The organism is Marinigracilibium pacificum (genome assembly GCF_012926615.1).
In the GTDB taxonomy this organism is placed as follows: Bacteria; Bacteroidota; Bacteroidia; order Cytophagales; family Cyclobacteriaceae; genus Mangrovivirga; species Mangrovivirga pacifica.
Genome location: NZ_JABBNU010000001.1, coordinates 359,491 through 384,237 on the forward strand (window position 1 = coordinate 359,491; position 24,747 = coordinate 384,237).

At 34.7% G+C, this 24,747-nt stretch carries 24 protein-coding genes; 16 read left to right on the forward strand and 8 right to left on the reverse strand.

All coding sequences use genetic code 11. The annotated features are described in order from the left end of the window. Nucleotides 1–11: 11 nt before the first annotated feature. The 4 genes from secA to trmD all read right to left on the reverse strand — a co-directional run bounded on the left by secA (nt 12) and on the right by trmD (nt 5,488). Complete coding sequence (gene secA, locus HH304_RS01660) at nt 12–3,374, reverse strand: preprotein translocase subunit SecA (RefSeq protein WP_169677702.1); 3,363 nt, start codon at nt 3,372–3,374, stop codon at nt 12–14. Nucleotides 3,375–3,466: 92 nt separating this feature from the next. Continuing rightward, on the reverse strand, nt 3,467–4,249 hold the full coding sequence (gene dapF, locus HH304_RS01665) for a diaminopimelate epimerase (protein WP_169677703.1): 783 nt from the start codon (nt 4,247–4,249) through the stop codon (nt 3,467–3,469). 85 nt (nt 4,250–4,334) lie between these two features. Continuing rightward, entirely contained in the window at nt 4,335–4,691 is a 357-nt protein-coding gene (gene rplS, locus HH304_RS01670; RefSeq protein ID WP_169677704.1) for a 50S ribosomal protein L19, read from the reverse strand. Between the two features lie 119 nt (nt 4,692–4,810). Further along, nucleotides 4,811–5,488 carry a tRNA (guanosine(37)-N1)-methyltransferase TrmD gene (gene trmD / locus HH304_RS01675; protein WP_169677705.1) on the reverse strand — a complete coding sequence of 226 codons (678 nt, stop codon included), beginning with the start codon at nt 5,486–5,488 and terminating at the stop codon, nt 4,811–4,813. Nucleotides 5,489–5,574: 86 nt separating this feature from the next. Here trmD and HH304_RS01680 point away from each other — a divergent pair, with 86 nt between their 5' ends. From HH304_RS01680 to HH304_RS21145, 6 genes are all read left to right on the forward strand, one after another. Next, nucleotides 5,575–5,952, forward strand: a complete 378-nt coding sequence (locus HH304_RS01680) for a hypothetical protein (RefSeq protein ID WP_169677706.1) — start codon at nt 5,575–5,577, stop codon at nt 5,950–5,952. Nucleotides 5,953–5,963: 11 nt separating this feature from the next. Then, nucleotides 5,964–6,656 carry a hypothetical protein gene (locus HH304_RS01685; protein WP_169677707.1) on the forward strand — a complete coding sequence of 231 codons (693 nt, stop codon included), beginning with the start codon at nt 5,964–5,966 and terminating at the stop codon, nt 6,654–6,656. Then, on the forward strand, nt 6,637–7,440 hold the full coding sequence (locus tag HH304_RS01690; RefSeq protein ID WP_169677708.1) for a sensor histidine kinase: 804 nt from the start codon (nt 6,637–6,639) through the stop codon (nt 7,438–7,440). Before HH304_RS01685 ends, HH304_RS01690 begins: the two co-directional genes overlap by 20 nt. Next, a complete protein-coding gene (locus tag HH304_RS21360; protein ID WP_169677709.1) occupies nt 7,437–8,096 on the forward strand; it encodes a response regulator in 660 nt (219 codons plus the stop codon). The genes HH304_RS01690 and HH304_RS21360 overlap by 4 nt, the downstream gene beginning before the upstream one ends. A 361-nt stretch (nt 8,097–8,457) precedes the next feature. Beyond that, nucleotides 8,458–9,492: a nucleoid-associated protein gene (locus HH304_RS01700; protein WP_169677710.1), complete on the forward strand. Its 1,035-nt coding sequence runs from the start codon at nt 8,458–8,460 to the stop codon at nt 9,490–9,492. 290 nt (nt 9,493–9,782) lie between these two features. After that, a complete protein-coding gene (locus HH304_RS21145; RefSeq protein WP_271711463.1) occupies nt 9,783–9,917 on the forward strand; it encodes a hypothetical protein in 135 nt (44 codons plus the stop codon). 10 nt (nt 9,918–9,927) lie between these two features. Here HH304_RS21145 and HH304_RS01705 read toward each other — a convergent pair whose 3' ends face one another. Then, complete coding sequence (locus tag HH304_RS01705) at nt 9,928–10,185, reverse strand: hypothetical protein (RefSeq protein ID WP_169677711.1); 258 nt, start codon at nt 10,183–10,185, stop codon at nt 9,928–9,930. Between the two features lie 182 nt (nt 10,186–10,367). On the opposite strand from HH304_RS01705, the gene HH304_RS01710 reads away from it, so the two are divergent. The 6 genes from HH304_RS01710 to HH304_RS01735 all read left to right on the forward strand — a co-directional run bounded on the left by HH304_RS01710 (nt 10,368) and on the right by HH304_RS01735 (nt 17,024). Beyond that, on the forward strand, nt 10,368–11,786 hold the full coding sequence (locus tag HH304_RS01710) for a toxin-antitoxin system YwqK family antitoxin (RefSeq protein ID WP_169677712.1): 1,419 nt from the start codon (nt 10,368–10,370) through the stop codon (nt 11,784–11,786). Next, nucleotides 11,786–13,177, forward strand: coding sequence for an MBL fold metallo-hydrolase RNA specificity domain-containing protein (locus tag HH304_RS01715; RefSeq protein WP_271711464.1), 1,392 nt, complete (start codon nt 11,786–11,788; stop codon nt 13,175–13,177). The genes HH304_RS01710 and HH304_RS01715 overlap by 1 nt, the downstream gene beginning before the upstream one ends. A 5-nt stretch (nt 13,178–13,182) precedes the next feature. Beyond that, on the forward strand, nt 13,183–13,506 hold the full coding sequence (locus HH304_RS01720) for a Rieske (2Fe-2S) protein (RefSeq protein WP_169677713.1): 324 nt from the start codon (nt 13,183–13,185) through the stop codon (nt 13,504–13,506). Continuing rightward, nucleotides 13,463–14,743, forward strand: coding sequence for a hypothetical protein (locus tag HH304_RS01725; RefSeq protein WP_169677714.1), 1,281 nt, complete (start codon nt 13,463–13,465; stop codon nt 14,741–14,743). Before HH304_RS01720 ends, HH304_RS01725 begins: the two co-directional genes overlap by 44 nt. 87 nt (nt 14,744–14,830) lie before the next feature. Next, nucleotides 14,831–16,231, forward strand: a complete 1,401-nt coding sequence (gene fumC, locus HH304_RS01730; protein WP_169677715.1) for a class II fumarate hydratase — start codon at nt 14,831–14,833, stop codon at nt 16,229–16,231. Between the two features lie 169 nt (nt 16,232–16,400). After that, the gene (locus HH304_RS01735) at nt 16,401–17,024 is read left to right on the forward strand and encodes an Ezrin/radixin/moesin family protein (protein ID WP_169677716.1); all 624 of its coding nucleotides are present in this window, start codon (nt 16,401–16,403) and stop codon (nt 17,022–17,024) included. 52 nt (nt 17,025–17,076) lie between these two features. Here the strand turns inward: HH304_RS01735 and HH304_RS01740 are convergent, their stop codons facing one another. Further along, the gene (locus HH304_RS01740; RefSeq protein WP_169677717.1) at nt 17,077–17,856 is read right to left on the reverse strand and encodes a hypothetical protein; all 780 of its coding nucleotides are present in this window, start codon (nt 17,854–17,856) and stop codon (nt 17,077–17,079) included. A 176-nt stretch (nt 17,857–18,032) separates the two neighbouring features. On the opposite strand from HH304_RS01740, the gene recJ reads away from it, so the two are divergent. From recJ to HH304_RS01760, 4 genes are read left to right on the forward strand one after another with little or no spacing between them, the layout of a single operon-like run. Beyond that, complete coding sequence (recJ, locus tag HH304_RS01745) at nt 18,033–19,775, forward strand: single-stranded-DNA-specific exonuclease RecJ (protein WP_169677718.1); 1,743 nt, start codon at nt 18,033–18,035, stop codon at nt 19,773–19,775. Nucleotides 19,776–19,825: 50 nt separating this feature from the next. Continuing rightward, a complete protein-coding gene (gene lptB, locus HH304_RS01750; protein ID WP_169677719.1) occupies nt 19,826–20,557 on the forward strand; it encodes an LPS export ABC transporter ATP-binding protein in 732 nt (243 codons plus the stop codon). 1 nt (nt 20,558) lies between these two features. After that, complete coding sequence (locus HH304_RS01755; protein WP_169677720.1) at nt 20,559–22,091, forward strand: GH3 auxin-responsive promoter family protein; 1,533 nt, start codon at nt 20,559–20,561, stop codon at nt 22,089–22,091. After that, on the forward strand, nt 22,078–23,169 hold the full coding sequence (locus tag HH304_RS01760; RefSeq protein ID WP_169677721.1) for a glycerate kinase: 1,092 nt from the start codon (nt 22,078–22,080) through the stop codon (nt 23,167–23,169). The genes HH304_RS01755 and HH304_RS01760 overlap by 14 nt, the downstream gene beginning before the upstream one ends. 37 nt (nt 23,170–23,206) lie before the next feature. Here HH304_RS01760 and HH304_RS01765 read toward each other — a convergent pair whose 3' ends face one another. Further along, the gene (locus HH304_RS01765) at nt 23,207–23,806 is read right to left on the reverse strand and encodes a thioredoxin family protein (protein ID WP_169677722.1); all 600 of its coding nucleotides are present in this window, start codon (nt 23,804–23,806) and stop codon (nt 23,207–23,209) included. A gap of 11 nt (nt 23,807–23,817) precedes the next feature. Beyond that, a complete protein-coding gene (locus tag HH304_RS01770; RefSeq protein ID WP_169677723.1) occupies nt 23,818–24,294 on the reverse strand; it encodes a TlpA family protein disulfide reductase in 477 nt (158 codons plus the stop codon). Between the last annotated feature and the right edge of the window lie 453 nt (nt 24,295–24,747).

Consider the following 24,747-nt stretch of genomic DNA (forward strand, 5'->3'; position numbering starts at 1 on the left):
ATCGGTTATTATCAGCTTTCGATAATAACACATTTATTGTTGTTGACATCTTCTTCAACAGTCTTAAACTTAACGTCTTTTTTTATCGTTCCGTCTGTATACTGAACAGTTACTTTATCATTTCTTCCAGCAATCTTTATTGATTTAACTGGTTGTACCTTTTCAGCAGGAGGTCTATTACCTTGTGGGGCTGCTTGACGGCTTTGTTGATTTAATAGTGAGCCACTATCTTCTTTTGACTCTTTTAACTGCTGTCGTTTTGCTCTATGAGCCGCTTTTACCTCATCAGCCTGTTGTACAGGAAGGTTCGCTTTTAGTAGGAAAGAAATAGTTTCTTCATTAAGTCGGGCTACAAATTTTTTGAATAGCTCGAAACCTTCAAATTTGTAGATCAACAATGGATCTTTCTGTTCGTAAACTGCATTTTGAACCGACTGTTTTAAGTCATCCATATCACGAAGATGCTCTTTCCAGTTTTGATCGATTAATGCTAAGGTGATCATTTTCTCCATTGAGTTGATCAGCTCGTCACAATTCGTTTCAATATTTCGCTTAAGGTTCGTAGAAATACCAATTTGTTTTTTACCATCAGTAAATGGCACAAGTATTTCTTCAACAGTAGCTCCTCTTTCTTCAAATACTTTCTGGAATATTGGAAGAGCTTTTTCTCTGATCAAATTATTTTTACGATTATACTCTTCAAGAGCAACGGAATATAACTCTTCAGTTAATTTATCTACAGGAGTACTTTTTAATTTTTCCTCGTCAAACGGAGGCTCAATTCCAAGAGTAGCAAGGCAAGCAAAGTTAAATGACTCAAGGTCTTCAGTACCTTTATACATATTTACGATATCCACACTGGTATCATAAAGCATGTTGAAAATATCAACTTTCAGCCTTTCACCAAAAAGAGCGTTTTTACGTCTTTTGTAAATAACCTCTCTTTGAGAATTCATTACGTCATCATATTCAAGAAGTCGTTTACGAATTCCAAAGTTGTTTTCCTCAACTTTCTTTTGAGCTCTTTCGATTGATTTTGTGATCATGCTATGCTGTATCACTTCACCTTCCTTAAGCCCCATTCGATCCATCCACTTTGATACCCTGTCAGATCCAAAAAGCCTCATCAGGTTATCTTCAAGGGATACATAGAACTGAGATGAGCCCGGGTCTCCCTGACGACCAGCACGACCTCTTAACTGCCTGTCAACACGTCTTGACTCGTGTCTTTCTGTACCAATTATTGCAAGACCACCAGCTTCTTTAGATTCAGGTGTTAGTTTAATATCAGTACCACGACCAGCCATGTTAGTTGCAATGGTTACAGTGCCTGGCTTTCCAGCTTCTGCAACAACATCTGCTTCCTTAGCGTGTTGTTTTGCATTTAAAACCTGGTGCTTAATATTTCTCAGCTTTAACATTCGGCTAAGAATCTCACTGATTTCAACTGACGTAGTACCAACCAATACTGGTCTGCCAGCATCTGTAAGTTTAACTACTTCTTCTACTACTGCATTAAACTTTTCTCTGACAGTTTTATATACTAAATCTTCTCTGTCATCTCTAACGATAGGTCTGTTAGTTGGAATAACAACCACATCAAGCTTATAGATTTCCCACAATTCGCCAGCTTCAGTTTCTGCAGTACCAGTCATACCTGCAAGCTTGTGATACATACGGAAGTAATTCTGAAGTGTGATTGTAGCATAAGTCTGAGTAGCGTCTTCTACTTTAACATTTTCTTTAGCTTCAATCGCCTGGTGCAGACCATCAGAATATCTTCGGCCTTCCATTACACGACCCGTTTGTTCGTCGACAATTTTTACTTTGCCATCAACAATAATATACTCAGTATCCTTTTCGTAAAGTGCATAAGCCCTTAAAAGCTGATTAACTGAGTGAATTCTTTGCGATTTTACTGAGTAGTCACTGATAATAGCTTCTTTTTTTAGGTGCAGTTCATCTTTATCAAGATCTGCTTGTTTTTCAAGGTTTGCTATTTCAGTACCAATGTCAGGAAGAATAAAGAAGTTTGGATCTTCACCTTCTTTTGTAATCTGCTCAATACCTTTTTCTGTTAGCTCAATTGAGTTTGTTTTTTCTTCAATAGTAAAGAAAAGAGGCTCATCAGCTTCTGGCATTAATTTTTGGTTTTCTGCCAGATAAATATTTTCAGTTTTTTGAAGAATAGTTTTAACTCCAGTCTGACTTAAGAACTTAATTAATGGCTTATATTTTGGTAAACCTCTGTAAGCCCTGAATAAAGCTAAACCACCTTCTTTTTCATTTCCGTCAGCAATAAGTTTCTTGGCTTCCTGAAGGAATTGAGAAACTATTTTTTTCTGAGATTCAAATAGTCCGGACATTCTCGGTTTAAGATCATAAAACTCATGTTCATCACCTTTTGGAATCGGACCGGAAATAATTAGTGGGGTACGAGCATCATCAACAAGTACTGAGTCAACCTCATCGACCATGGCAAAGTGGTGTCTTCGCTGAACGAGGTCTCCAGTTTCTCTTGCCATATTATCTCTCAGGTAATCAAAACCAAACTCGTTGTTAGTTCCGTAAGTAATATCAGCCTTATATGCTTTTCTTCTTTCTTCAGAATTTGGCTGATATTTATCAATACAGTCAACCTGCATTCCGTGAAACTGGAAGATTGGAGCCATCCATTCACTGTCACGCTTAGCCAAATAATCATTAACCGTAACAACATGAACGCCTCTTCTGGCTAAAGCGTTAAGGAAAGCTGGTAGGGTTGCAACCAGGGTTTTACCTTCACCGGTAGCCATCTCCGCAATTTTACCTTGGTGAAGAACGATACCACCAATAAGCTGAACATCATAATGAAGCATATTCCAGGTAATCATTGATCCTGCTGCCTTCCATTCATTATGCCAGATAGCATTATCCCCTTCGATTTCTACATTTTCATATTTGACAGCTAGCTCCCTATCAAAATGGTTTGCTTCAACAACCAGTTTTCCATTGTCTTTGAATCTTCTAGCAGTTTCTTTAACAATGGCAAAACCTTTTGGAAGAATTTCTTCAAGAACCTTTTCAAGATCAGTATTTCGATCATCTTCCAAAGCATCTATTTTATCATAAATAGCTTCTTTTTGATGAACATCAAGCTCAGGAGCTTCAGCTTTAGTTTGAAGTTCTGCAATTTCATCATCAAAATGCTTTAGTTTTTCGTCAATATACTCTTTAAGCTCAGTGGTCTTAGCTCTTAGTTCGTTATCCGAAATGCCTTTTAATGCCTCAAATTCTTTATTAATTTTCTCTACGATTGGAAGAAGCTCTTTAACATCTTTTTCAGACTTCGTTCCAAATAACTTCGAAAGACCTTTCGTTATAAAATCAATCATGGTTTATTTTCTTAAAAATTTATCCCTCGTAAATTTAATGTGTTTTATTAATTAATCCTGAATACCTGAGCAAATAAGCGATTGCTAAAAAATCAAATTTCGATCTTTCCCTCAAATACTTTTTCTGCAGGCCCGGTAAGCCAGATATCTGAAAAATTGTCAGTATCAGGATCATGTTTAAAAGTTACAAACAACGTGCCTCCTTTTGCATTAATTTTCACGGGAGGTTTTATTCCCAACTTAAAGCCGGTTAAAGCCGCTGCAGTAATACCTGTTCCACAAGCAAGTGTTTCATCTTCAACACCTCTTTCGTATGTTCTGATAGAAAGCTCGCTATCATTAATTAAAGATATAAAATTGACGTTTGAACCGCTTGGAGCATATTTTTCAGAATACCGTATTGCAGACCCTTCAGTTTTTACATCAGTATTTTCCAGAGTTTTACTTAGCACAATATGATGAGGAGAGCCCGTGTCAATGAAAAATTCTTTTTCAGAATATTTTTTTATCGTTCCTTTGACATAAAGGTCAATTGAAATATTATCATCGGAAATTTTGGCAGAGTGTGGCCCGTCTGTAGAATTAAAGTCACATTCAGAATCGGTTAACATCCCAAGGTGCTGGGCAAACCTAACCGCACAACGACTGCCATTACCGCAGAAGCTTTGGCTGCCATCTGCATTATAATAGACCATATCAAAATCTTTATCCTGAGAGTTGGATACAGTGATGAGGCCATCGGCACCGATACCGAATCTTCTGTCGCACAAAAATGAAATGGTATTAATAGAAATTGAGTCAAACTCTCCATTCCTGTTATCGAGCATGACAAAGTCATTTCCTGCCCCCTGATATTTATAAAAGTTAACTATCATTATTTACAAAACTGTGGTGAGCAATTTAATCAAAAAAAAAGCCAACCCAAGAATGGATCGGCTTTTTAGAAAGTCTTTAAGACTATTATATTTTTTCTTTAATCCTTGCAGATTTACCTTGACGACCTCTTAGGTAGTAAAGTCTTGCTCTTCTTACTTTACCTTTCTTAAGAACTTCGATTTTATCTAAGTTCGGAGAAAGTATAGGGAAGATTCTCTCAATACCAATACCGTTAGACACCTTTCTTACTGTGAAAGTTTCACCGTTAGTGCCAGAGCCTTTGCGCTGGATAACTGTTCCCTGAAATTGCTGGATTCTTTCTTTTCCTCCCTCAGAGATTCTTACGTGAACATTTACTGTGTCTCCTGATTTAAACTCTGGAAATTCTTTTCTCTCAGCGTTTACCAGGTTTTCTACTTTTTTTATAATTAATTCGCTCATGACTAAAAGCTCTATAATATCTGTACGTCCCGAAAATGGAGTGCAAATATATGAATAATATTTCTAAACCTATGAGATTCAATAAAAAAATATGAAAAACTTTTATTCTTTTATTTAAATCACTCTTTAAACAGATCAGGACGTCTTTCTTTCGTTCTTTTAACAGCCTCATCCATTCTCCACTCTTCAATTTTAGCTTGATGACCAGATAATAAAATTTCCGGGACTTTATGTCCGTTATAATCAGCTGGTCTGGTATATACCGGAGGAGCAAGTAAATCATCCTGGAATGAATCACTTAATGCAGAAGTCTCATCATTTAAAACACCAGGTATCAATCTTATTACTGCATCAGCTACAACAGCAGCAGCTAATTCACCACCACTTAAGACAAAATCTCCTATTGTAATTTCTTTAGTAATGAATAAATCCCTTACTCTCTGGTCTACACCTTTATAATGACCACATAGAATAATAAGATTGCCCAATAATGAAAGTCTGTTTGCTTCCTTTTGGTTAAAACTTTCTCCATCCGGTGTCATATAAATTATTTCATCGTATTCTCGCTCACTTTTTAAATGGTTAATACATGAAGCTATCGGTTCGATCATCATTACCATACCTGCCCCTCCACCAAATGCATAATCATCAACAGCTTTATATTTTGATGTAGCATAATCTCTTAAATTATGCACAACAACCTCTGCAAGTCCTTTTTCTTTAGCCCGCTTTAAGATTGAGTGAGCAAAAGGGCTTTCTAGTAGCTCAGGGACACATGTGATGATATCAATACGCATGAAATAATTTTTTTTGCAAAAGTACCAAACCTATTCGTATTTTAGTGTCAAACTACAATCAAAATCAACATATAAAGAGAACTATCATGAAAGAGAAAACTCAATTTAATGGAAATGAAGGAGCGTTTATAACAAAAAACACTGCAAAAAAAGAAGTAAAAGATTACAAGGATGGTAATCCTAAAAAAAAGGCAAAAGCTTATTTCTTTGGTAAAAACAAATTGGAAAAATTGCTTAATCAACCTGGAGCAATGGGTTTAAGAGTGTATTTTTCTAAAAAAGGAGGTGAAACCGATATGATTATTGTAGCTGCTGATAAGGATGGTAATAATATTATTCCTAGAAGTGAAGAGAATACAACCTTTAGTGCTGATTCAACAGAGCCACCAGAAGACGAGCAAATACTAAACTCGGGATCAATGTGCCCTCCAGACTGTAATACTGACCCGTTTACAGGATTATAATACATTATATAGTGGAAAAACTAAATACACTTAAGTATTTCATTCAATATTTTTTGCCTTTTATTCCTTTATTATTAGGAATTATCAGGTTTAAAAAATTAGACCATGGGTTGAGAATACTCGTGGTCTATTTAATTTATTGTGTTATTTGGGAAGGGATAATGCGATACATGGCTTTAGTACATGGAAACAATCTTTTCTGCTGGAATACATACCCGTTTTTAGATATTATTATATTGGCTTATTACCTTTCAACAATTAATGAGCTTCCTCATCTTAAAAAGTTAATTAGAAAAGTTTTTATTCCAGTAGTAACAGGTAGCTTTACTTTATGGCTATTTCTGAATTATGATAAACTTACTGTAACCGGACTTTCTTCATTTAAAACCTTTTGTAGCTTTCTTATCGTAATTATGATAATTATGTATTATTATAGCCTCTTGATAAGACAGCCATATCCAAATTTATTGGCGAATGCACATTTTTTAGTTTCAATAGGCTTAATTTTATATTATGCCGGAACTTTTATGACATGGCTGTTTGTTGAAACGCTATTTAAGCAAGAGTTTTATAATCTAATATCGTTATTTACAAACTGGTTACATGTAATTTTATTTTTATTTTTGAAGTATGTCATGATCACGGTCAGCATTCTTAAAGGGGGGTATTCAAAAGAGTCATATAATGTTGGAATTGGAAAGTGATGATATCTTTCTGTTTATAATTGCAGGGACAGCAATGTTTTTGTTGTTAGTCTCATCATTAATAATATTTGTTGCTTTTTATCAAAGAAGGATGTTTAAGCAAAAGATTCTTCTACAGGAAAAAGAAAATAAATATCAAAAAGAACTAATGTATTCTTTTGTTAATGGACAGGAAGAGGAAAGAAAGAGGTTAGCAGCAGATCTTCATGATGACATTGGAGCCATGTTGTCAACCATAAAGATGAACTTAAACATGGCATCAATCCAAAAAAGCCAGCCTGAACAAGGAGAGCTTTTAAAGGAAACAAGAAATTATCTTGACCAGACTATTCAAAGTGTAAGAAGGGTTTCTAAAAACCTATTGCCTATTGCACTTGAAAAACATGGCCTGGATACTGCTATAAGAGAATTGTGTGAAAGGCTTTCAGCTAGTGGAGAAGTTTTTGTGAGTTATTCTTTCAGGTTAACTACTGCCTTTCCTGATAAGGATAGTATAAATGTATTTAGAATAATACAAGAACTAGTGAATAATGCAATAAAGCATGCTGAGGCTGATAATATAACAGTGGATATCAATGATAGTGATGAGCATTTCATAATATCTGTTAGTGATGATGGAGTTGGGTTTGATCTAGAAAAAACTACAGACCCAATGAATATTGAGAAAGGAATAGGCTTAGCAAATATTGAAGGTAGAATTAAATTACTTAATGGCGATTGGAAAATAAATACTGAGAAAAATAAAGGAACAATAATAAGAATCGAAATCCCAAAAACACAGTGAATATTAAAGATACCAATATAATTATAGCAGATGACCATGCTCTGTTCAGGAAAGGATTAGCAGGCTTGGTTAAGATGACTTTTGATATTCCTGAGATTAGAGAAGCCGGAGGAGGTAAGGAATTAATTAAAATGATTGAGGAGGAAAAGCCGAACTTGATTCTGCTTGACCTTAATATGCCAAATATGGATGGAGTGGATGCAGCTTCATTTATAATTAACAATTATCCTGATATAAAAATTCTCGTAATTTCGATGTTTGATGATGAGCGATATGTTCATCACATGATGGAAATGGGGGCGAATGGTTACATTTTAAAAAATGCTGATCCAGAAGAGGTAGAAAAAGCTATATTGAATGTATTAAAGTATGGTTATTATTTCAATGACCTGGTTAATAGTGTTGTAAAGAAGGGTTTTGGAAAAGGAAACACTAACAATCACTTTGGTTTTAAGGATAATATTAATCTGACTCAAAGAGAGGCTGAAATATTAATTCTTATAAGTAAAGAATACACTAATTCAGAAATTGCAGAGAAAATTCACCTAAGTCCACGAACAGTAGAATCATACCGTCAAGAGCTTTTAAAGAAGATTGGAGCTAAAAACACAGCGGGATTAGTAAAATTTGCGATAAAAAATAAGTTAATTGACTAATTATATCAAGTAGTAATTCTACCCTATTTAACATAAAATTTATAATTTAATCTATAAGTAAAAAACAAAAGACTCTGATAATCAGAGTCTTTTGTTTTTTATAATTGTATCGATAAATGTTTTGTTTAGAAACTCTCAAGTAAGTTGGTAACTTTGAATTATTAATAAAGACAAACATAGAATAGAGAGTGATAAATGAAATACTAATAGGTGCGAAACTTTACTTTATATAGTTAAAAGATACAAATACAGCTGTCACCTATTATGTATTAAGTGATCGATTGAATCGGCCCCCCCCGGCCGATTCTTTTTTTATATAAACACTTAGTTACTTTGTATATTTGTAAAAAAGTGGATATAAATGTTTCAATTAAAGAATGCCAGATTAGATAGGCTGGCGGTACACCGCGTAGGAAGTAAAACTGATCCGGAGTCTTTGGACCTTTCTAAAGAAGAAATAACTCCCGATGAAGATATATTAAACCTGTTAAAGAAATTTTTTTTAAAACCTTTTACAGAGGAGAGGTTGTTCAGTTTTAAACACACAACTGATATTAATCTGAATGAATGTTATCATTACATCAAGGAAGTTTTTTCAGACCCAGAGAAATTTTATGATAACAGCCGTAATATAGCAACATTGTTACATAGTGAATCAAGGCACCCTAATATTAAAACGGGGGAGTTATACCTGGCATATTTTGATGATGTCAATTTTGGAGAAAGCATAACAGAGGCAATTGGTATTTTTAAATCTGAATCCAAGGAGACTTATTTAAAAGTATATCCAAAGAAAAGCACTTATCAGGTTGAAGCCCATAATGGTGTAAATATTAACAAGCTTGATAAGGGTTGCTTAATATTTAATACCGAAGAGGAAGATGGTTACAGGATGTTGATCATAGACAAAACTAATAAGGGTGGGGAAGCACAATATTGGATGGATGATTTTCTACAGGTTAAAATCCATGAGAATAACTACTATCATACAGAGGCCTATCTAGATTTATGTATGAATTTTGTTGAGGAAGTTTTTCCTGAGGCTGATAAGATCGACAAGATTGGAATGAAACAAAATGCTGCTAATTATTTCAAAGAAAAGGAAGCATTTAATGTTAAAGAGTTCGAAGAGGAAGTTATGCAAGAGCCTGAAATAATTGATGCATTTAATAATTTTAAGTCGCAATATCAGGAAGCAAAACAAGTAAAAACCTACGATGAGTTTGATATAAATAAATCTGCTGTCAAAAAAAGCGATAAGTTTATTAAGTCAATTCTTAAGCTTGACAAAAATTTTCACATATATATCCATGGAGACAGGTCAAGAATAGAGAAAGGGTATGATGAGGACCGCCAGTTAAATTACTATACGGTATATTATGAAGAAGAAAATTAAACTTGATCGGGAATATTAATTCTCCCGATCAAGTTTGTTATCACTAATTTTTTCGTTTGGAATTACCCATGGTGCAACTAAGGCTGCAATGAATAAAACTCCAATAATTCCTAACATAATCATAACTATATATCTTTTTGTGGCAAAATTATAAAAATAGATGTTAAATGCTTACAAAATCAGATCATTAATCGGTCGATGTAAGAAAATAACTAATGAATGACAGATTTAATTTTCGTTTTTGATGTCGACCTCTTAAATTCGCAGTGGTATTTAAAATTAAGAAGATTATGTTCATAGATGCACCAATAGAGTCAGGAGCTTCAACATTTATTTTAGTTGTATGTATAATTATAGGTGTTGTAACTGCACTTTCTTTATATGACGCTGATAAATCAAAGGCAAAAAAAGAAAAGCCGGAGTAATTGCTCCGGTTTAAGCAAAGAAGCCTTTAACAGACTCCGCGTATTCATCAATTTTTGATTCATCCTCCCTACTTTTTTCAAAGCAGAAATTTGCAGTATATTCCAATCCCAGAGTAGTGGTGATTTCTTCAGATTGGATAAGGTCCTTTAACTTGGAAAATATTCTTTTAACATTTTCCTTTTCGTTTTCATTCTGACACTTGGACTCAAGATCATACTCTATCAGTGAGCATTTTCTGAGTAGCAATTGCTTGTCTTCCTTTTTCACGTAAATTGGTTTATTGGTTATTGACAGTAATTAATTACTGTTGGCCCTTTAATGAATGAATGATACACAAGTATACAAAGAAGTTTCATTCTAAAAAAAGAAATTTTGTAATATTACAGAATAGGTATAGTTTTTGATATTCTATGCTTTAAATTCGAATGACTTGTTATATAGAAATCAATATGAAGATATTTTTAGCATCTTTTTTAACTCTCATTTCATCTTGTTTAATGGTTGGTCAGGATATCATCTCTGTAGATTCGTTGCAGGGTGATGGTGAAATGGTCAATGGTACTAAAACCGGTAAGTGGACTTATGTTTCTGCTGACAATACAGTGGAAATAAAAGGTAATTACAATGAATCTGGTAAACGAGACAAAAAATGGAAAGTTTATAATCAGGGTCGGTTAAAGCTTACAGTTGATTATGATAATGGACTAAAGGAAGGAACCATTACTCAGTTGTATACTAATGGAAATGTTGATGTTGTTATTGATTATAAAAATGATACTATTAATGGTTACATTAAAAAGTATTCACCCTTTGGAGTGCCCCTTTTAATTTCAGAATATTCTGATAATGTCAAAAACGGAATTCATGAAGAGTATTATCAAACAGGTCAGATTAAAGTAAAAGGTGCTTTTAAGGATGGCAAAAAGGCTGGTGAGTTTTTAGAATATGCCTCTGATGGAATATTGATTGCTAAAGTCAATTATAAGGATGGAGATCTCCATGGGGAATCGGTATTTTATTATGATGATGGAGTTAAAAAAGATGAAAGGTTTTATCAACAAGGTGTACCAGCAGGATTGTGGAAGGAATACTACCCAAATGGAGTACTTTCAGCAGAGTATAATTATAAAATAGGATTAAAAGATTCTGTTTACCTTGAATATTTTCCCTCAGGAAACAAACGAATTATCGGTCAATATGAATTAGGAGCAAAAACTGGCCCGTGGACTTATTTTTTCGAAAATGGTAAAAGATATGCCACTGGAGATTACAGGAATAATTATGAGTCAGGTAAATGGTCTTATTTTTATCCTTCAGGAGTAGTTGAAGAGGAGGGTCAGTATGTTCTTGGGCTAAGAAATGGTCAATGGTATAGTTTTTATGAATCCGGAAAACTTTATAGTATCGGATATTATATGAATGGAAATCAGGACGGATTGTGGGGATTCTTTCATGAAAATGGTAAATTAATGCAAGAAGAGACCTGGGATGACGGACTATTGGTTTCAATAACTGATTTCTTCACAGTTACTGGTGATACTTTATCTTCGGGAAATTTGAAATTCGGTACTGGTGAAGTAATAGAATATTCAAAAGAGGGTAAGATTGCAGGTAAAGGAGAATATAAAAGTGGGTTAAGATCCGGACAGTGGGTATTTTATCATCCGGATGGAGAAACAATAGAAAGTAAAGGAAGTTTTCTGGAAGGAGAGAAGGCGGGCCAATGGATATTCTATTTTGACAATGGAATAATGGAGTCTGAAGGATCGTTTGAAGGAGGCGAGAAAATCGGAGTCTGGAAATACTACAACAGCAGAGGCAAATTACTAGAGCAGGTCAACCTTGAAGTTAGTAACCCAAATGACTAATGATAGATATCAAATTTTGTGGAGCTGCCAAAACGGTAACTGGCAGCGCCCATTTAGTTACGATAGACAATGAGCTTCGAATATTGTTGGATTGTGGCTTGTATCAAGGCTCAGATGTTCACTTTAAAGAATTTAATGAGGAGTGGCCTTTCGATCCGGAGTCAATCGATATTTTAGTTTTATCTCACGCACATATAGATCATAGTGGTAGGATCCCCAAGCTGTTTAAGGATGGATTTACAGGAAATGTGATTTGCACTCATGCTACACGCGATCTTTGTACCATAATGCTTCTGGATACAGCTCATATTAATCAAAAAGAGGTAGAAAGGAAGAAAAAAAGAGGTGAGGATGTAGAGCCATTGTATACTTCAGATGATGTATATGAATGTCTTGATGATTTTGTGAGCTACCCTTATAATAAATGGATCAGCATTCACCCAAAAGTTGATTTACTATTTAGAGATGCAGGGCATATTTTAGGTAGTGCCAGTGTAACATTAAAGATTCAAACGTCTAACGGAGAAAGGATTCTAGGGTTTACTGGTGATGTTGGGCGTCCAAATCGACCTATTCTAAGAGACCCACAAAAAATGCCTCAAGTCGACTACTTAATTATGGAATCAACTTATGGAGGTGAAAAACATGAAGAGCTTCCTGCTGATGAACATAAGTTTATGGAGGTAATTCAGGAAACTTGTATTGTCAACAAAGGTAAAATTATTATTCCTGCTTTTAGTGTTGGGCGAACACAAGAACTGGTTTATTTATTAGACAGAATGGAAACTGCCGGTACCTTGCCTAAGATTCCAGTTTATGTTGATAGTCCATTGGCAATTAATGCAACTGATATTTTCCGGATGAACCCCCAATGTTTTGATAAGGAAATTATAAAGTATATGGAAATTGACCCGAATCCTTTTGGATTTAACAATCTCCATTATACCAGGCAAGTTGAAGATAGTAAAGCTATCAATGATCTGGAAGGGCCTGCAATAATTATCAGCGCAAGCGGTATGGCAACTGCAGGCAGGATTTTACATCATATCTATAACCATTGCGAAAACCCAAGAAATACAATATTAATTGTAGGGTTTTGTGCTCCAAATACTTTGGGAGACAAAATCAGGTCAAGACCGGAAACCTTTCGACTGTTTGGCAAAGAGTTAAAGCTACGAGCCAGAGTTGAAATAATGGATTCATTTAGTGCACATGCTGATGAGGATGAAATGGTTGAGTTTTTATCAAACCAGCAAAAAGATAGTGTAAAAAATGTCTTTCTAGTTCATGGTGAAGAAAACAGGCAAAAAGCCATGAAAGAAAGAATGGAAAAAGAAGGTTTTCGTAATGTAATGATACCAGAGTTCACTGAAAGCGTCTGGCTTACCTGATATTAATGAAGAAATACACATTATTTGATTCATCTGAAATCTTTGATGAAAAATTCCCTGTTGGAAGCAGGAAATTGATTAAGGCTGGAGATAAGGTTGTTTTACTTATAAGGCATATTGAGACTGATTTGCTAGCTACCGAACCTAATTGTCCACACAACAATAAAAATCTTATCGAAGCACCAATCATAAATAATGAATATTTAGTTTGCCTAATGCATGGGTATAGATTTAAAATGTTTTCAGGAGAAGAAGAAAAAAGGCGTTGCAGAAATCTGAAGATCTATGAAACTCAAATTACTGATAACGGTATATTTTTGTATTGTTAGTATTTTTTCTGGTTTAGCTCAATCAGAAATTAAGACAATATATCAAAAAGACAATCCCCCTTTGTCTGTAAGAGGAACAAATCATGGTGTTTTTATTCTTGAAAAGCGCAATGATTTGGGGTTTAATTTATCAGTTTATAGTCTAAAAGACGAATCAAATTCTGAATTCAAAATTGACAATAGTAATAATTTGAGTGTATTGTCATTCAAAGTATTTAATTCTGAATTCGGTTTGTTACTTGGAGGCACTTCAACTTCTAAGTTTACGGCTGTTTTTGGGTCTGTAAATAATGAAAATCAGTATCTGGAAACGATTGATATGGATATTCCAGATGGGTTTACTCCGGAAGAATTAATATTTGATGGAGTTCATCTATATTGTTTGGGAAGTTATCTAAACAGAAAGCATATAATATTATTTCAAAATAATTCATTTGTATTTGTGCCGCTTGTCATAAATGATTTGAATCAAATTATTGATATATTAAGTCTTGATGAGGGCCCCGGATTTGTTTTAAGGTCATATATTAAAAATCAATTGATAATATATTCTTCCAAAGACCTCCGTGAGCCATATAATACCTTGATTATTGATGATAACACAAATTCGGAAGCACTAATCTACTCTCATAATGGTTCGTATGCTGCCGAATTAAACCAAAGTTTAATCAGGATATACTCTAATCAGGCCATATACGAGCAAGAAATTGTAACCACCAACGAGCAAGAAGGCTTATTGATTTCCGGAGTATTTGAACATGATAATTCGGCAACAATTATTTTAGATAGATTTGAGGATCAGACGAGGACTAAAAATGTTTACGAAAGAGTTCTGAAAAACAAAAAATACGAGTATGCCACTGTAAAAAAGACTGTTTTTGATCAACGTAATTTTCTGGAAAAGAAAATATTCCGTTTTCATGAAAAATTGTCTGAACCTATAAACGTTAAAACAGAGTTTGCGATAAAGGAAAAAACCATTCCTCTTAATTATTTTCACTCTGATTCTGAGTTAACAACTGTTTCAACTTTATATAATTCCGAGGGAATAGCAATAGAATTAAACATAAATTCCTGGGAGCTTAAGTCTTCAAATAAACTATCTTCAGGAGAAATTAATCAAATAAAAGATATTGAGTCCATTCCATTTTTTGGAGGTTGGTTGGTAATGGGGAATAGATATTTGTATGAACAAAACAATAAGCGTGTTTATACAATCATGTTCTATGAGAAATAATACATTTATTGCCTCAAATCAAAATGAAAGAAACTTATATTTCATTAAATTACATCCGATTTTGAAACTCAATAAATACTAACCAAAATGGATATTCGTATAGAAAAAGATACAATGGGTCCTGTTGAGGTGCCAGCAGAGAAATACTGGGGAGCTCAAACGCAGAGATCATTAATGAACTTCAAGATCGGAGGCGAGCCTATGAAGATGCCAATGGAAGTTATTAAGGCATTTGCTGTGCTTAAGAAGGCTGCTGCTTTGACCAATTCTGAACTTGGAGTTCTTGATAATGAAAAAGCTGAACTTATTAAGACTGTTTGTGATGAAATTCTTGAGGGAAAACTTGATGATCAATTTCCTTTGAAAGTATGGCAAACTGGTTCAGGAACCCAGTCAAATATGAATTCTAATGAAGTGATTGCAAATCGTGGTCACGTTATTAAAGGGGGTAAACTAACTGACGACAAGAAATTTTTACATCCGAATGATGATGTTAACAAATCTCAGTCAAGTAACGATACTTTCCCAACGGCTATGCACATCGCTGCATATTCATTTTTAGTAAATGAGATGATCCCGAAAGTAAAAAAATTAAGGGATACGCTTGATCAAAAGGCAAAGGCATTTAAAGATGTTGTAAAGATAGGCCGTACTCACTTTATGGATGCAACCCCGCTTACTTTGGGAATGGAGTTTTCAGGCTATGTTTCTCAACTAGATCATGGGTTAAAAGCGCTGGATAATTCATTCAAGCATTTGAGCGAGCTTGCTTTAGGTGGTACCGCAGTAGGTACAGGGTTAAATACTCCAAAAGGATATGCAGAATTGGTTGCTAAGAAAATTGCTGATTTAACCGGTTTACCATTTGTATCTGCAGAAAATAAATTTGAAGCTTTAGCAGCACACGATGCAATGGTAGAGACTTCAGGAGCATTACGTCAGTTGGCAGTTAGCCTTATGAAAATCGGTAATGATATAAGAATGCTGGCAAGTGGTCCAAGATCAGGTATTGGTGAAATTCTTATTCCTGAAAATGAGCCAGGATCTTCAATTATGCCTGGTAAAGTTAATCCAACCCAATGTGAGGCTTTGACTATGGTTTGTGCTCAGGTTGTAGGGTTAGATAACGCTTGTGCTATCGGAGGAATGAATGGTCACTTTGAACTTAATGTATTTAAGCCAATGATGATCTATAACGTTTTAACTTCAGCCAGATTAATTGGTGATGCATGTGAATCATTTAATGATCATTGTGCAATTGGTATTGAGCCAAATCATCCGGTAATTAAAGATAAACTTGAAAAGTCTTTAATGCTTGTAACGGCATTAAACACACATATCGGATATGAAAATGCGGCTAAAATTGCCAAAAAAGCATATAAGGAGGGTAAAACTCTTAAAGAAGCAGCAGTAGAATTAGAATTATTAACAGCTGACCAGTTTGATGAATGGGTGAAACCAGAAGACATGGTTGGTGGACTCAAGTAATAATTAACTACTAAGAATTGATATAAAACGCCTCAAATTTAATGAGGCGTTTTTATTATAAAGAGGTATTATGTATTTTCGTGGAAAATGTATTTTTTAATTAATATTTCTTCTATTTTATTAAAAAGTACTATATTGTCTCAAATACCGGCTTGATAAATTTTTTGTTATGAATAAAAATCTAATCGCTTTATTGATCATTGTCCTTGGACTTTCACTAGTTCCTTTGGAGGGTCATGCCCAACTTTCTAAACAGGAAAGAAAAGAGTGGAAAAAGAAAAAGAAATCCATGTCTGAAGAAGCTTTTAAACAGATGGTGGATGAAAATAAGTCATTAAAAGCTCAGGTTAGCAGTCTGAACAATCAGCTATCTGCATTAGAGCCTCAGCTAAATGAAAAAGATAATACAATTGCTACATTAGAGAAGCAATTAAGACAGGCTCAGGCTGAAGTAACTGCTGCTCAGCGTGCATTAGAAGAGTCTGCTGCAGGTGGAGGTAATCAGCAACAAGCTAGCGGTTACTCTATGGATGAAAGTGGAGTAGTATTTAAAGTTCAGGTTGGAGCATTTAAAAATAAAGACCTGAGCAAATATTTTGAAAACCACCCTAATTTTGGTGGTGAAACAGAAGACGGATTACAAAAGATTACTTTAGGTCAATTCCGTGATTATTGGGAAGCTGACACATTCAAAAAATACCTTCGTGAGATGGGTGTTAAAGATGCTTGGATTGTCGCCTATAAAGATGGGAATAGAGTCCCTCTAAAAGACGTTCTTGAAGGAGTAATCTAAGAGATATTGATATTTAGATTAAAACCGGTCGTTTCAGGCCGGTTTTTTTATTTTATAGAGGTTCTCCTTTAAGGTAAATTGTTTTTCCAAAAGTGAACTTAAGTTTTCCCGCCTCCCATAAATAATTATTCCCTTTGGGTGTAATCTGATTTAAGTGAGAAACACTATATAATCTTAAAACTGAAAATATTCCGTCAAAGCATGTAACCACCGGAACAATAGGGATAAGGTATGAAAATATGAATCTCGAAAGACGTACCGGCAAGATGAAAAGGTTTAAAATTGGAGACAGGATTAATGTAACCAGGATGTTTATCAAGATTTGAAAAACACTTTTATCGAGTGGTTCAACAATCAAAAGATTTAGTTCTTTCTCTTTTGCAACAGCGAGAAATTTCTGAGCTGCTGGTTCATCAAGGTGATGAAACATATTAAAGACAGTAACCAGAGTGCTTTGATCATTACTAATTTCCTTTATAACATCCAAAGCATTTAATGACCTTAGATCATAATGAGCTTTTCCTTCCGAAGACTCTTCAATAATCTTTGCAGCATTTTGATTAGGGTAAAGGTCTGTTAGGGTTATTTCAGGAATTTTGATGTTTTTACTTTTGAGGTCTTCGATCAAATTGGGAATTGCTCCACCTCCCCCGGAACCTATATCATATACTTTTACTATATTCTTTTCCTGAATAATTTTTGATGCCAGATTGATCCCAGGTTTATAAACGCCAAATAGTGAAGAAATAAATCTTAAATAGTCAGTTTGGAGAGAACGTAATATTCCCGGATACCCTTTTAAATCTTCAATTTCAATGCCCTGTATTCTCATGACCTAAAAAGTGGAGCAAGAACTAATGCCAGTATGATAATTATTATCATAATTACGTACATTAGTAAATCAACACGGATGTATTGCTTATATTTTTTGTAAAAATCACTGAGTTTTTTCAACATACGGATAAAGATAATCATTTTTGTAAATCGTTCAGACTTTAAACACACAGGATGGGAAAATCAAAGCTGATATATAAATGGAATTTTAAGAAACCTCATGATCCACGTCAAATAAGTGATCTATCAGAAGCTATTAATGTCAATGAGTATTTAGCTGAAGTATTGCTAAATAGAGGTGTTTCCTGTTTTGAGTCAGCAAAAAATTATTTCCGTCCCTCAATTAATGATCTACACGATCCATTTTTAATGGAAGATATGGATAAAGCGGTATCTCGACTGATGCAAGCCTTATCTGGAGGAGAATCCATTTTGGTATTTGGTGATTATGATGTGGATGGAACAACCTCAGTGGCTTTGTTTATGCATACATTGGCCCGGAGGCATCAGAACATTCATTATCATATACCCGATAGATATGAAGAAGGGTATGGGCTTTCCAAAATTGGAATTGATAAAGCAAAAGAGCTTGGAGTATCTCTTCTAATTTCAATTGATTGTGGTATCACAGCAATAGAACAGGTAGAATACGCAAGAGAGAAGGGCATAGATGTAATTATTTGCGATCACCATAAACCAGGAGCTGTTTTACCAAAGGCAGTAGCTATACTGGATCCAAAAAAGAAATCGTGTTCATATCCATATGATGAGTTATCAGGCTGTGGTGTCGGGTTTAAACTCTTGCAGGCATTGTATCAAAACCTTGGATGGGATCAGAGAGAGTTATTTGCAAGGCTTGATTTGCTTACTGTTAGTATTGGTTCAGATATTGTTCCGATCACAGGCGAGAACCGGATTTTAGCATTTTATGGAATGAAAGTTCTTTCAGATTCTCCATTACCCGGAATAGAGGCATTGATGCAGACTGCCGGAGTAAGTCGTGATAATTTGACCATTGAAAAGATTGTATTTTACATAGGCCCAAGAATAAATGCGGCTGGTCGTATGACTCATGCACATGCTGCCCTGGAGTTGCTAATTGAACAGGATTTTTCAAGAGCAATGGCTCATGCAGATTTACTTGAAGACAACAACAAGGAGAGGAGGGCATTTGATCAGGATATGACTAATAAAGCATTGGATATGCTTAATTCTGCACCTGACTGGCCTGGAGGAAATACTACCGTGCTATTTGAGCCATCCTGGCATAAGGGCCTTGTAGGAATTGTGGCTTCAAGATGTATCGAACATTATTTTAGACCAACGATTATATTAACCGAGCATGAAGGGGAAGCTACTGGTTCAGCCAGATCAGTTCCCGGATTTGATATTTATGAAGCTATAAGCTCTTGTAGTGATTTATTATCAAAATTTGGTGGTCATAAATATGCTGCAGGGTTGTCCCTTCCGGTAGATAAAGTTGATGAGTTTAAAGACAGGTTTGAAAAAACAGTTTCCGAGCAAATCGAAGGTTACATGTTAGAGCCAGTGCTTGATATAGATAAGAATGTTCCTCTTAATATTATTAATGAGCGCTTTTATAATATACTTTATCAAATGCAGCCCTTTGGTCCGGGGAATGAAGAACCGGTGTTTATAAGCGAATCTGTTGAGATAATTGGCGAACCAAGGTTATTAAAAAATGAACACGTAAAGCTAACTCTTCAGCAGCGGAAAAATGATGAAACTATTGAAGCAATTGGCTTTTTTATGGGGCATTATTTTCCTCAACTACATGATGGTTTGAAATTGGATATTGCATATCAGGTTTCATTAAATGAATTCAGAGGAAAAAGAACCATTCAATTAATGCTAAAGGACATAAAAGTTCATCAAAGCGTGGTTTTACATAATTAATGAATTATAATTAAAGGTGGATAAGCAGGTCTGGTAATTTGTAGTTAGATATGAAGTTATACGCAGATAATCTCGTAAAAATATATAATAAACGAACAGTAGTTGATCATATTTCTGTAGAGGTAAATACAGGAGAAATTGTTGGATTGCTTGGGCCAAATGGTGCAGGTAAAACAACCTCCTTTTATATGATAGTTGGGTTGGTAAAACCAAATGAAGGTGAAATTTATCTTGGCGATGAAAATATAACTGATCTTCCAATGTATCGTCGAGCTAAAAGGGGAATTGGTTATCTGGCCCAGGAAGCTTCGGTTTTTAGAACATTAACTGTTGAAGAGAATATTCTTGCTGTACTTGAAATGACAAAACAGCCTAAGAATGTGCAGAAAGAAAAGATGGAGTCATTGCTCGAAGAGTTTAGTTTGACCCATGTACGAAAAAACAAAGGTGGTGTTTTATCAGGTGGTGAACGTAGACGTACTGAAATAGCCCGTGCTCTTGCAGTTGATCCGCACTTTGTGTTATTGGATGAGCCATTTGCGGGTGTTGACCCAATTGCTGTTGAAGAGATTCAAACGATCGTAGCAAAACTTAAAAATAAGAATATTGGAATTCTTATTACCGACCACAATGTAAACGAGACATTATCTATTACCGACAGAGCTTATCTTATGTTCGAGGGCAGGCTGTTGAAAGCAGGTACTGCAGAAGAATTAGCAAATGACCCGAGAGTACGAGAAGTTTATCTTGGGAAACATTTTGAGCTGAAGCGGAAAATTTAATATGGATATATTCAATTCTATTTTGAGTTGGGCGCTAAAAAAGCGCATTCATGATATCGAACTTTTCATGAAGTACCCGGAGGAGGTCCAGCAAGAACACTTTTTTGAATTAGTTGAGACTGCTCGAGGAACTATTTTCGGAAAGGAACATAATTTTTCAGGGATAACTAATTACAATGATTTTAAAGAAAGAGTTCCTGTCAGGAATTATGAGGGATTATATCCTTATATAGAGCGTTTACTTCATGGTGAACAGAATGTGTTGTGGCCTACCAAAATCAAGTGGTTTGCCAAATCATCAGGGACGACTAACGCTAGGTCTAAATTTATACCCGTATCAGAGGAGGCTCTTCAGGATTGTCATTTTAAAGGAGGTAAAGATTTATTAAGTATCTACATTAATAATTATCCGGAAAGCAAATTATTTACCGGGAAAAGCCTTACAATTGGTGGCAGCCAGCAAATAAACACCTTTGACCAAAAGAGTGACACTCGCTATGGAGATGTGAGTGCTGTAATAATGAAGAATTTACCGTTGTGGGCCCAATTGGTAAGGACTCCAAATCTTAAGATCGCTCTAATGGAAGAATGGGAAGAGAAGATCGAAAAAATGGCTCAGGCTACCATTAATGAAAACGTAACAAGTCTTGCAGGGGTACCGACCTGGACTTTAGTTTTACTCAATCGAATTTTAGAAATAACAGGTAAAAGCAATATCACTGAGGTATGGCCTAACCTTGAATTGTTTGCACATGGAGCAGTAGCATTCGGTCCTTATAGAAGGCTTTTTGAAGATTTGATTCCTTCTGATAAAATGAATTATATCGAATCATATAATGCTTCAGAGGGATATTTTGGGATTCAAGACCAAAAGAATTCTGATGAGTTGCTTTTAATGCTTGATTATGGGGTGTTTTATGAATTTATCCCAATTGAGGAATTAGACAGTGATGACCCGAAGGTTCTTAGTCTTGGTGAAGTGGAAATAGGCAAAAATTATGCAATAATAATTTCGACTAATGCCGGGTTATGGAGATATAAGATAGGAGATACAGTAAGGTTTACTTCAAAATCTCCATACAGGATTAAGATAAGTGGAAGAACAAAGCACTTTATAAATGCTTTTGGTGAGGAGTTGGTAATTGAAAATGCAGAAAAAGGAATAGAAAAAGCTTGTGAAGCCACTGGAGCAGTTATTGATAATTTTACGGCGGGTCCGATATATCTTGATGGTAAACATCGTGGTGGGCATGAATATATTATTGAGTTTATCAATGAGCCTGATGATTTGAATCGTTTTACACGTGTTCTTGATGAATCTCTTAGAGAGATTAATAGTGACTATGACGCTAAACGACATAAAGACATCGCTCTTGCCGAACCTAAGATCCATTCAGTGCCAAGAGGAACATTTTATAATTGGATGAAGATGCGAGGTAAGTTAGGTGGTCAGAATAAAGTGCCTAGACTTTCAAACAATAGAGATTATCTGGATAGTTTGTTAGAAATGCTAGGAACAGATGTTCAGCAATAAAAAAATCCTTATTGCACCAAATGCTTTCAAGGGTACCCTGACAGCAAACGAGGTGGCAGAAAGTATCTCAAATGCTGTTCATGAAAATTCCCAACCTCAAAGTTTGAAAATACTTCCGTTAGCCGATGGAGGCGATGGTACCCTCAGGGTTTTGACCGCTGCTCTTAATTTAGAGATAACGGAATGCCAGACGGTTGACCCTTTAGGTAGAGAAATTAATGCTCTCTATGGAATTAAGGATGGAGCTGCCTACTTTGAGCTTGCAGAAGCTTCTGGAATACAACACCTAAGGAAGGAAGAACTAGATCCATCAATCGCTAATACCTTTGGAACAGGATTATTAATTCTTGATGCTATAAAACAAGGCATTAAGGATATCAGGTTGTTTTGTGGTGGTAGTGCTTCAGTCGACCTTGGGTTTGGAATTATCGCTGCACTTGCCGGAATTCAAAAATATTCAAAAACAAATCCAATATTTTCTTTCCAATCAATTTTAACAGAAGCGCATCATCTTAGAAATAAGTATTCTGATATTTCTTTCTCCATATACACAGATGTAAATAATAAATTGTTGGGTGAAAATGGTTCTATTAATGTTTTCGGAAGACAAAAAGGAATCAAAGAAGAGGAAATAGAAAGGTACGAAAAGACATTTACACAGATAGCTACTGCGCTTAATTATGAAGATGACATTAGCGGAATGGGGGCAAGTGGAGGCTTACCTTTTGCTTTTTATCAGATTTTTAATGTCATACCAGTTTTAGCGACAAAAGAGATTTTCAAATTATTAAATCTTAGGCAAGAAATTCGAGAGTCCGATATGGTAATTACTGGTGAGGGTAGTTTTGATGAACAATCGATCCAAGGAAAGTTAACAGGAGAAATTTGGAAGGAGTGTGTTATAAACTCAAAAGATTTGATAATAGTTTCTGCAATTGATGGACATTATAAACTTGAAGGGGCTGAAGTGGTAATTTTAAGGTCTTATTTAGAGGATCAAGAAAGAGACAAGATGAATTATATTGATCAATTGTCAACTGCTTTACGCAGGTATATACAAAAAAACACACCTTACTAAAAGGTGTGTCTTAACATATATATATTGAAGTTCTAAATTACGACTTCCACTTAATGGTACATCCAATTGCTCTTGTAAAGTGTTCGCTTACAGACTTTCCTGCTTCAACCTCTTCAATAGCATTTTCAACGTATTTAGTTTTTACATCATTTGGGTTTTGTGGATTATCATCAATAGCCCCAATGTACACTACCTTAAAGTTTCCACCTTCTTTCTTTAATAAATAAACATGAGGTGTTTTAGTAGCGCCATAAGCCATAGCAACCTCTTGTGTCTCATCATAAAGATAAGGGAAAGTAAAACCCTTTTCTTTAGCTCTAACCTTCATTTTGTCAAAAGAATCTTCAGGTTGTCTGTCTTTGTCGTTAGGGTTTATTGCGATAACCGGATAACCTTGATTCGCAAATTTATTATTTAAAGCTATTATTCTATCTTCATAAAGCTTTGCGTAAGGACAGCTGTTGCATGTAAATATCACAATAAAACCTTTTGCAGTGTTGTAATTAGCAAGACTTACCGTTTTACCATCAATATTCTTTAGTTTAAAGTCAATAGCATTGTCTCCTACTTCATATCCTTGAGCAGAAGCTCCTAGGGATATTGTAAAAAGTAAAATTAATGTATATAAGTGTTTCATATCTGTGGAGATTATTTTCTCAGTTTGTTTATATATTCGTTTAACTCCTCAAGGGTAAACTCTTTTTCTACAAAATATTTTTTTTTGTTATAAATAAATAGTGTTGAGGGTATCGCCCCACTCCATTCATTACTTATACGAGGCATCCATATGTTTGGGTTATCTTCATCTAAAAATAACACCTGAGACTTAATACCCTTATCTTCTACAAATGGAACTACTCTGTTATCATATTGATTTTTAAAGTCTATGCTCACCAAGTATACTTTTGCATCCTCACTTCTTGTTGAATTAATTTCTTCAAAGGCAGGTATTTCTTTAATACAAGGCTTACACCAAGTAGCCCAAAAATTAAAAATTAATACTTTATCAGAAGATTGATTTAATAGTTTTTCCAAATCATCTATTTCAACCTTTTCTACTTTTTGTCCATAACTAATAAAGTTGATAGACAGGAAAAGAAATAGACATATTTTTTTTAATTCCATTTTTGAAATTTAGGTTAATTTTTTCACAAAATCAAAATTGTATTATTTTAAGTTTGCGTTAATGTTTGACCACTTGCCAATACTGCTTTGGTGATAATTATTAGGTTGAAAATAATTTTCTTTCTTTTTTATTCATTCTGAGCTGATTTTGACTTTTCATCAAGTTTTATTCTTCCTAAGAATCTATAGGTTAAGATTATATAAAAACCATGCCATTTTGAAGAAATGGGCAATGTCATGATTTGACATTAATTGCTGTTAAGAGAAGGTTAATTAAACATTATTAAGAAAATATTAAAGTCAAATCTTTTGGTTTAAAGTTTTCCACAAATTTTGAAAGTTATCCACAAATTCTATCAAGATTTAGTTAACTAACTGAACAACAGAGCTTTATAGACTTTTAATGAAGTCGGTTTTTTGTGGATAACTCATTTGACTTATAATTATTGTCTT

Bases quoted from the DNA above. Each gene is read 5' to 3' on its own strand.
- secA (WP_169677702.1), bottom strand. From the start codon at position 3,374: ATGATTGATTTTATAACGAAAGGTCTTTCGAAGTTATTTGGAACGAAG.
- dapF (WP_169677703.1), bottom strand. From the start codon at position 4,249: ATGATAGTTAACTTTTATAAATATCAGGGGGCAGGAAATGACTTTGTC.
- rplS (WP_169677704.1), bottom strand. From the start codon at position 4,691: ATGAGCGAATTAATTATAAAAAAAGTAGAAAACCTGGTAAACGCTGAG.
- trmD (WP_169677705.1), bottom strand. From the start codon at position 5,488: ATGCGTATTGATATCATCACATGTGTCCCTGAGCTACTAGAAAGCCCT.
- HH304_RS01680 (WP_169677706.1), top strand. From the start codon at position 5,575: ATGAAAGAGAAAACTCAATTTAATGGAAATGAAGGAGCGTTTATAACA.
- HH304_RS01690 (WP_169677708.1), top strand. From the start codon at position 6,637: ATGTTGGAATTGGAAAGTGATGATATCTTTCTGTTTATAATTGCAGGG.
- HH304_RS01700 (WP_169677710.1), top strand. From the start codon at position 8,458: ATGTTTCAATTAAAGAATGCCAGATTAGATAGGCTGGCGGTACACCGC.
- HH304_RS21145 (WP_271711463.1), top strand. From the start codon at position 9,783: ATGTTCATAGATGCACCAATAGAGTCAGGAGCTTCAACATTTATTTTA.
- HH304_RS01710 (WP_169677712.1), top strand. From the start codon at position 10,368: ATGAAGATATTTTTAGCATCTTTTTTAACTCTCATTTCATCTTGTTTA.
- HH304_RS01715 (WP_271711464.1), top strand. From the start codon at position 11,786: ATGATAGATATCAAATTTTGTGGAGCTGCCAAAACGGTAACTGGCAGC.
- HH304_RS01720 (WP_169677713.1), top strand. From the start codon at position 13,183: ATGAAGAAATACACATTATTTGATTCATCTGAAATCTTTGATGAAAAA.
- HH304_RS01725 (WP_169677714.1), top strand. From the start codon at position 13,463: ATGAAACTCAAATTACTGATAACGGTATATTTTTGTATTGTTAGTATT.
- fumC (WP_169677715.1), top strand. From the start codon at position 14,831: ATGGATATTCGTATAGAAAAAGATACAATGGGTCCTGTTGAGGTGCCA.
- HH304_RS01735 (WP_169677716.1), top strand. From the start codon at position 16,401: ATGAATAAAAATCTAATCGCTTTATTGATCATTGTCCTTGGACTTTCA.
- HH304_RS01740 (WP_169677717.1), bottom strand. From the start codon at position 17,856: ATGAGAATACAGGGCATTGAAATTGAAGATTTAAAAGGGTATCCGGGA.
- recJ (WP_169677718.1), top strand. From the start codon at position 18,033: ATGGGAAAATCAAAGCTGATATATAAATGGAATTTTAAGAAACCTCAT.
- lptB (WP_169677719.1), top strand. From the start codon at position 19,826: ATGAAGTTATACGCAGATAATCTCGTAAAAATATATAATAAACGAACA.
- HH304_RS01755 (WP_169677720.1), top strand. From the start codon at position 20,559: ATGGATATATTCAATTCTATTTTGAGTTGGGCGCTAAAAAAGCGCATT.
- HH304_RS01760 (WP_169677721.1), top strand. From the start codon at position 22,078: ATGTTCAGCAATAAAAAAATCCTTATTGCACCAAATGCTTTCAAGGGT.
- HH304_RS01765 (WP_169677722.1), bottom strand. From the start codon at position 23,806: ATGAAACACTTATATACATTAATTTTACTTTTTACAATATCCCTAGGA.
- HH304_RS01770 (WP_169677723.1), bottom strand. From the start codon at position 24,294: ATGGAATTAAAAAAAATATGTCTATTTCTTTTCCTGTCTATCAACTTT.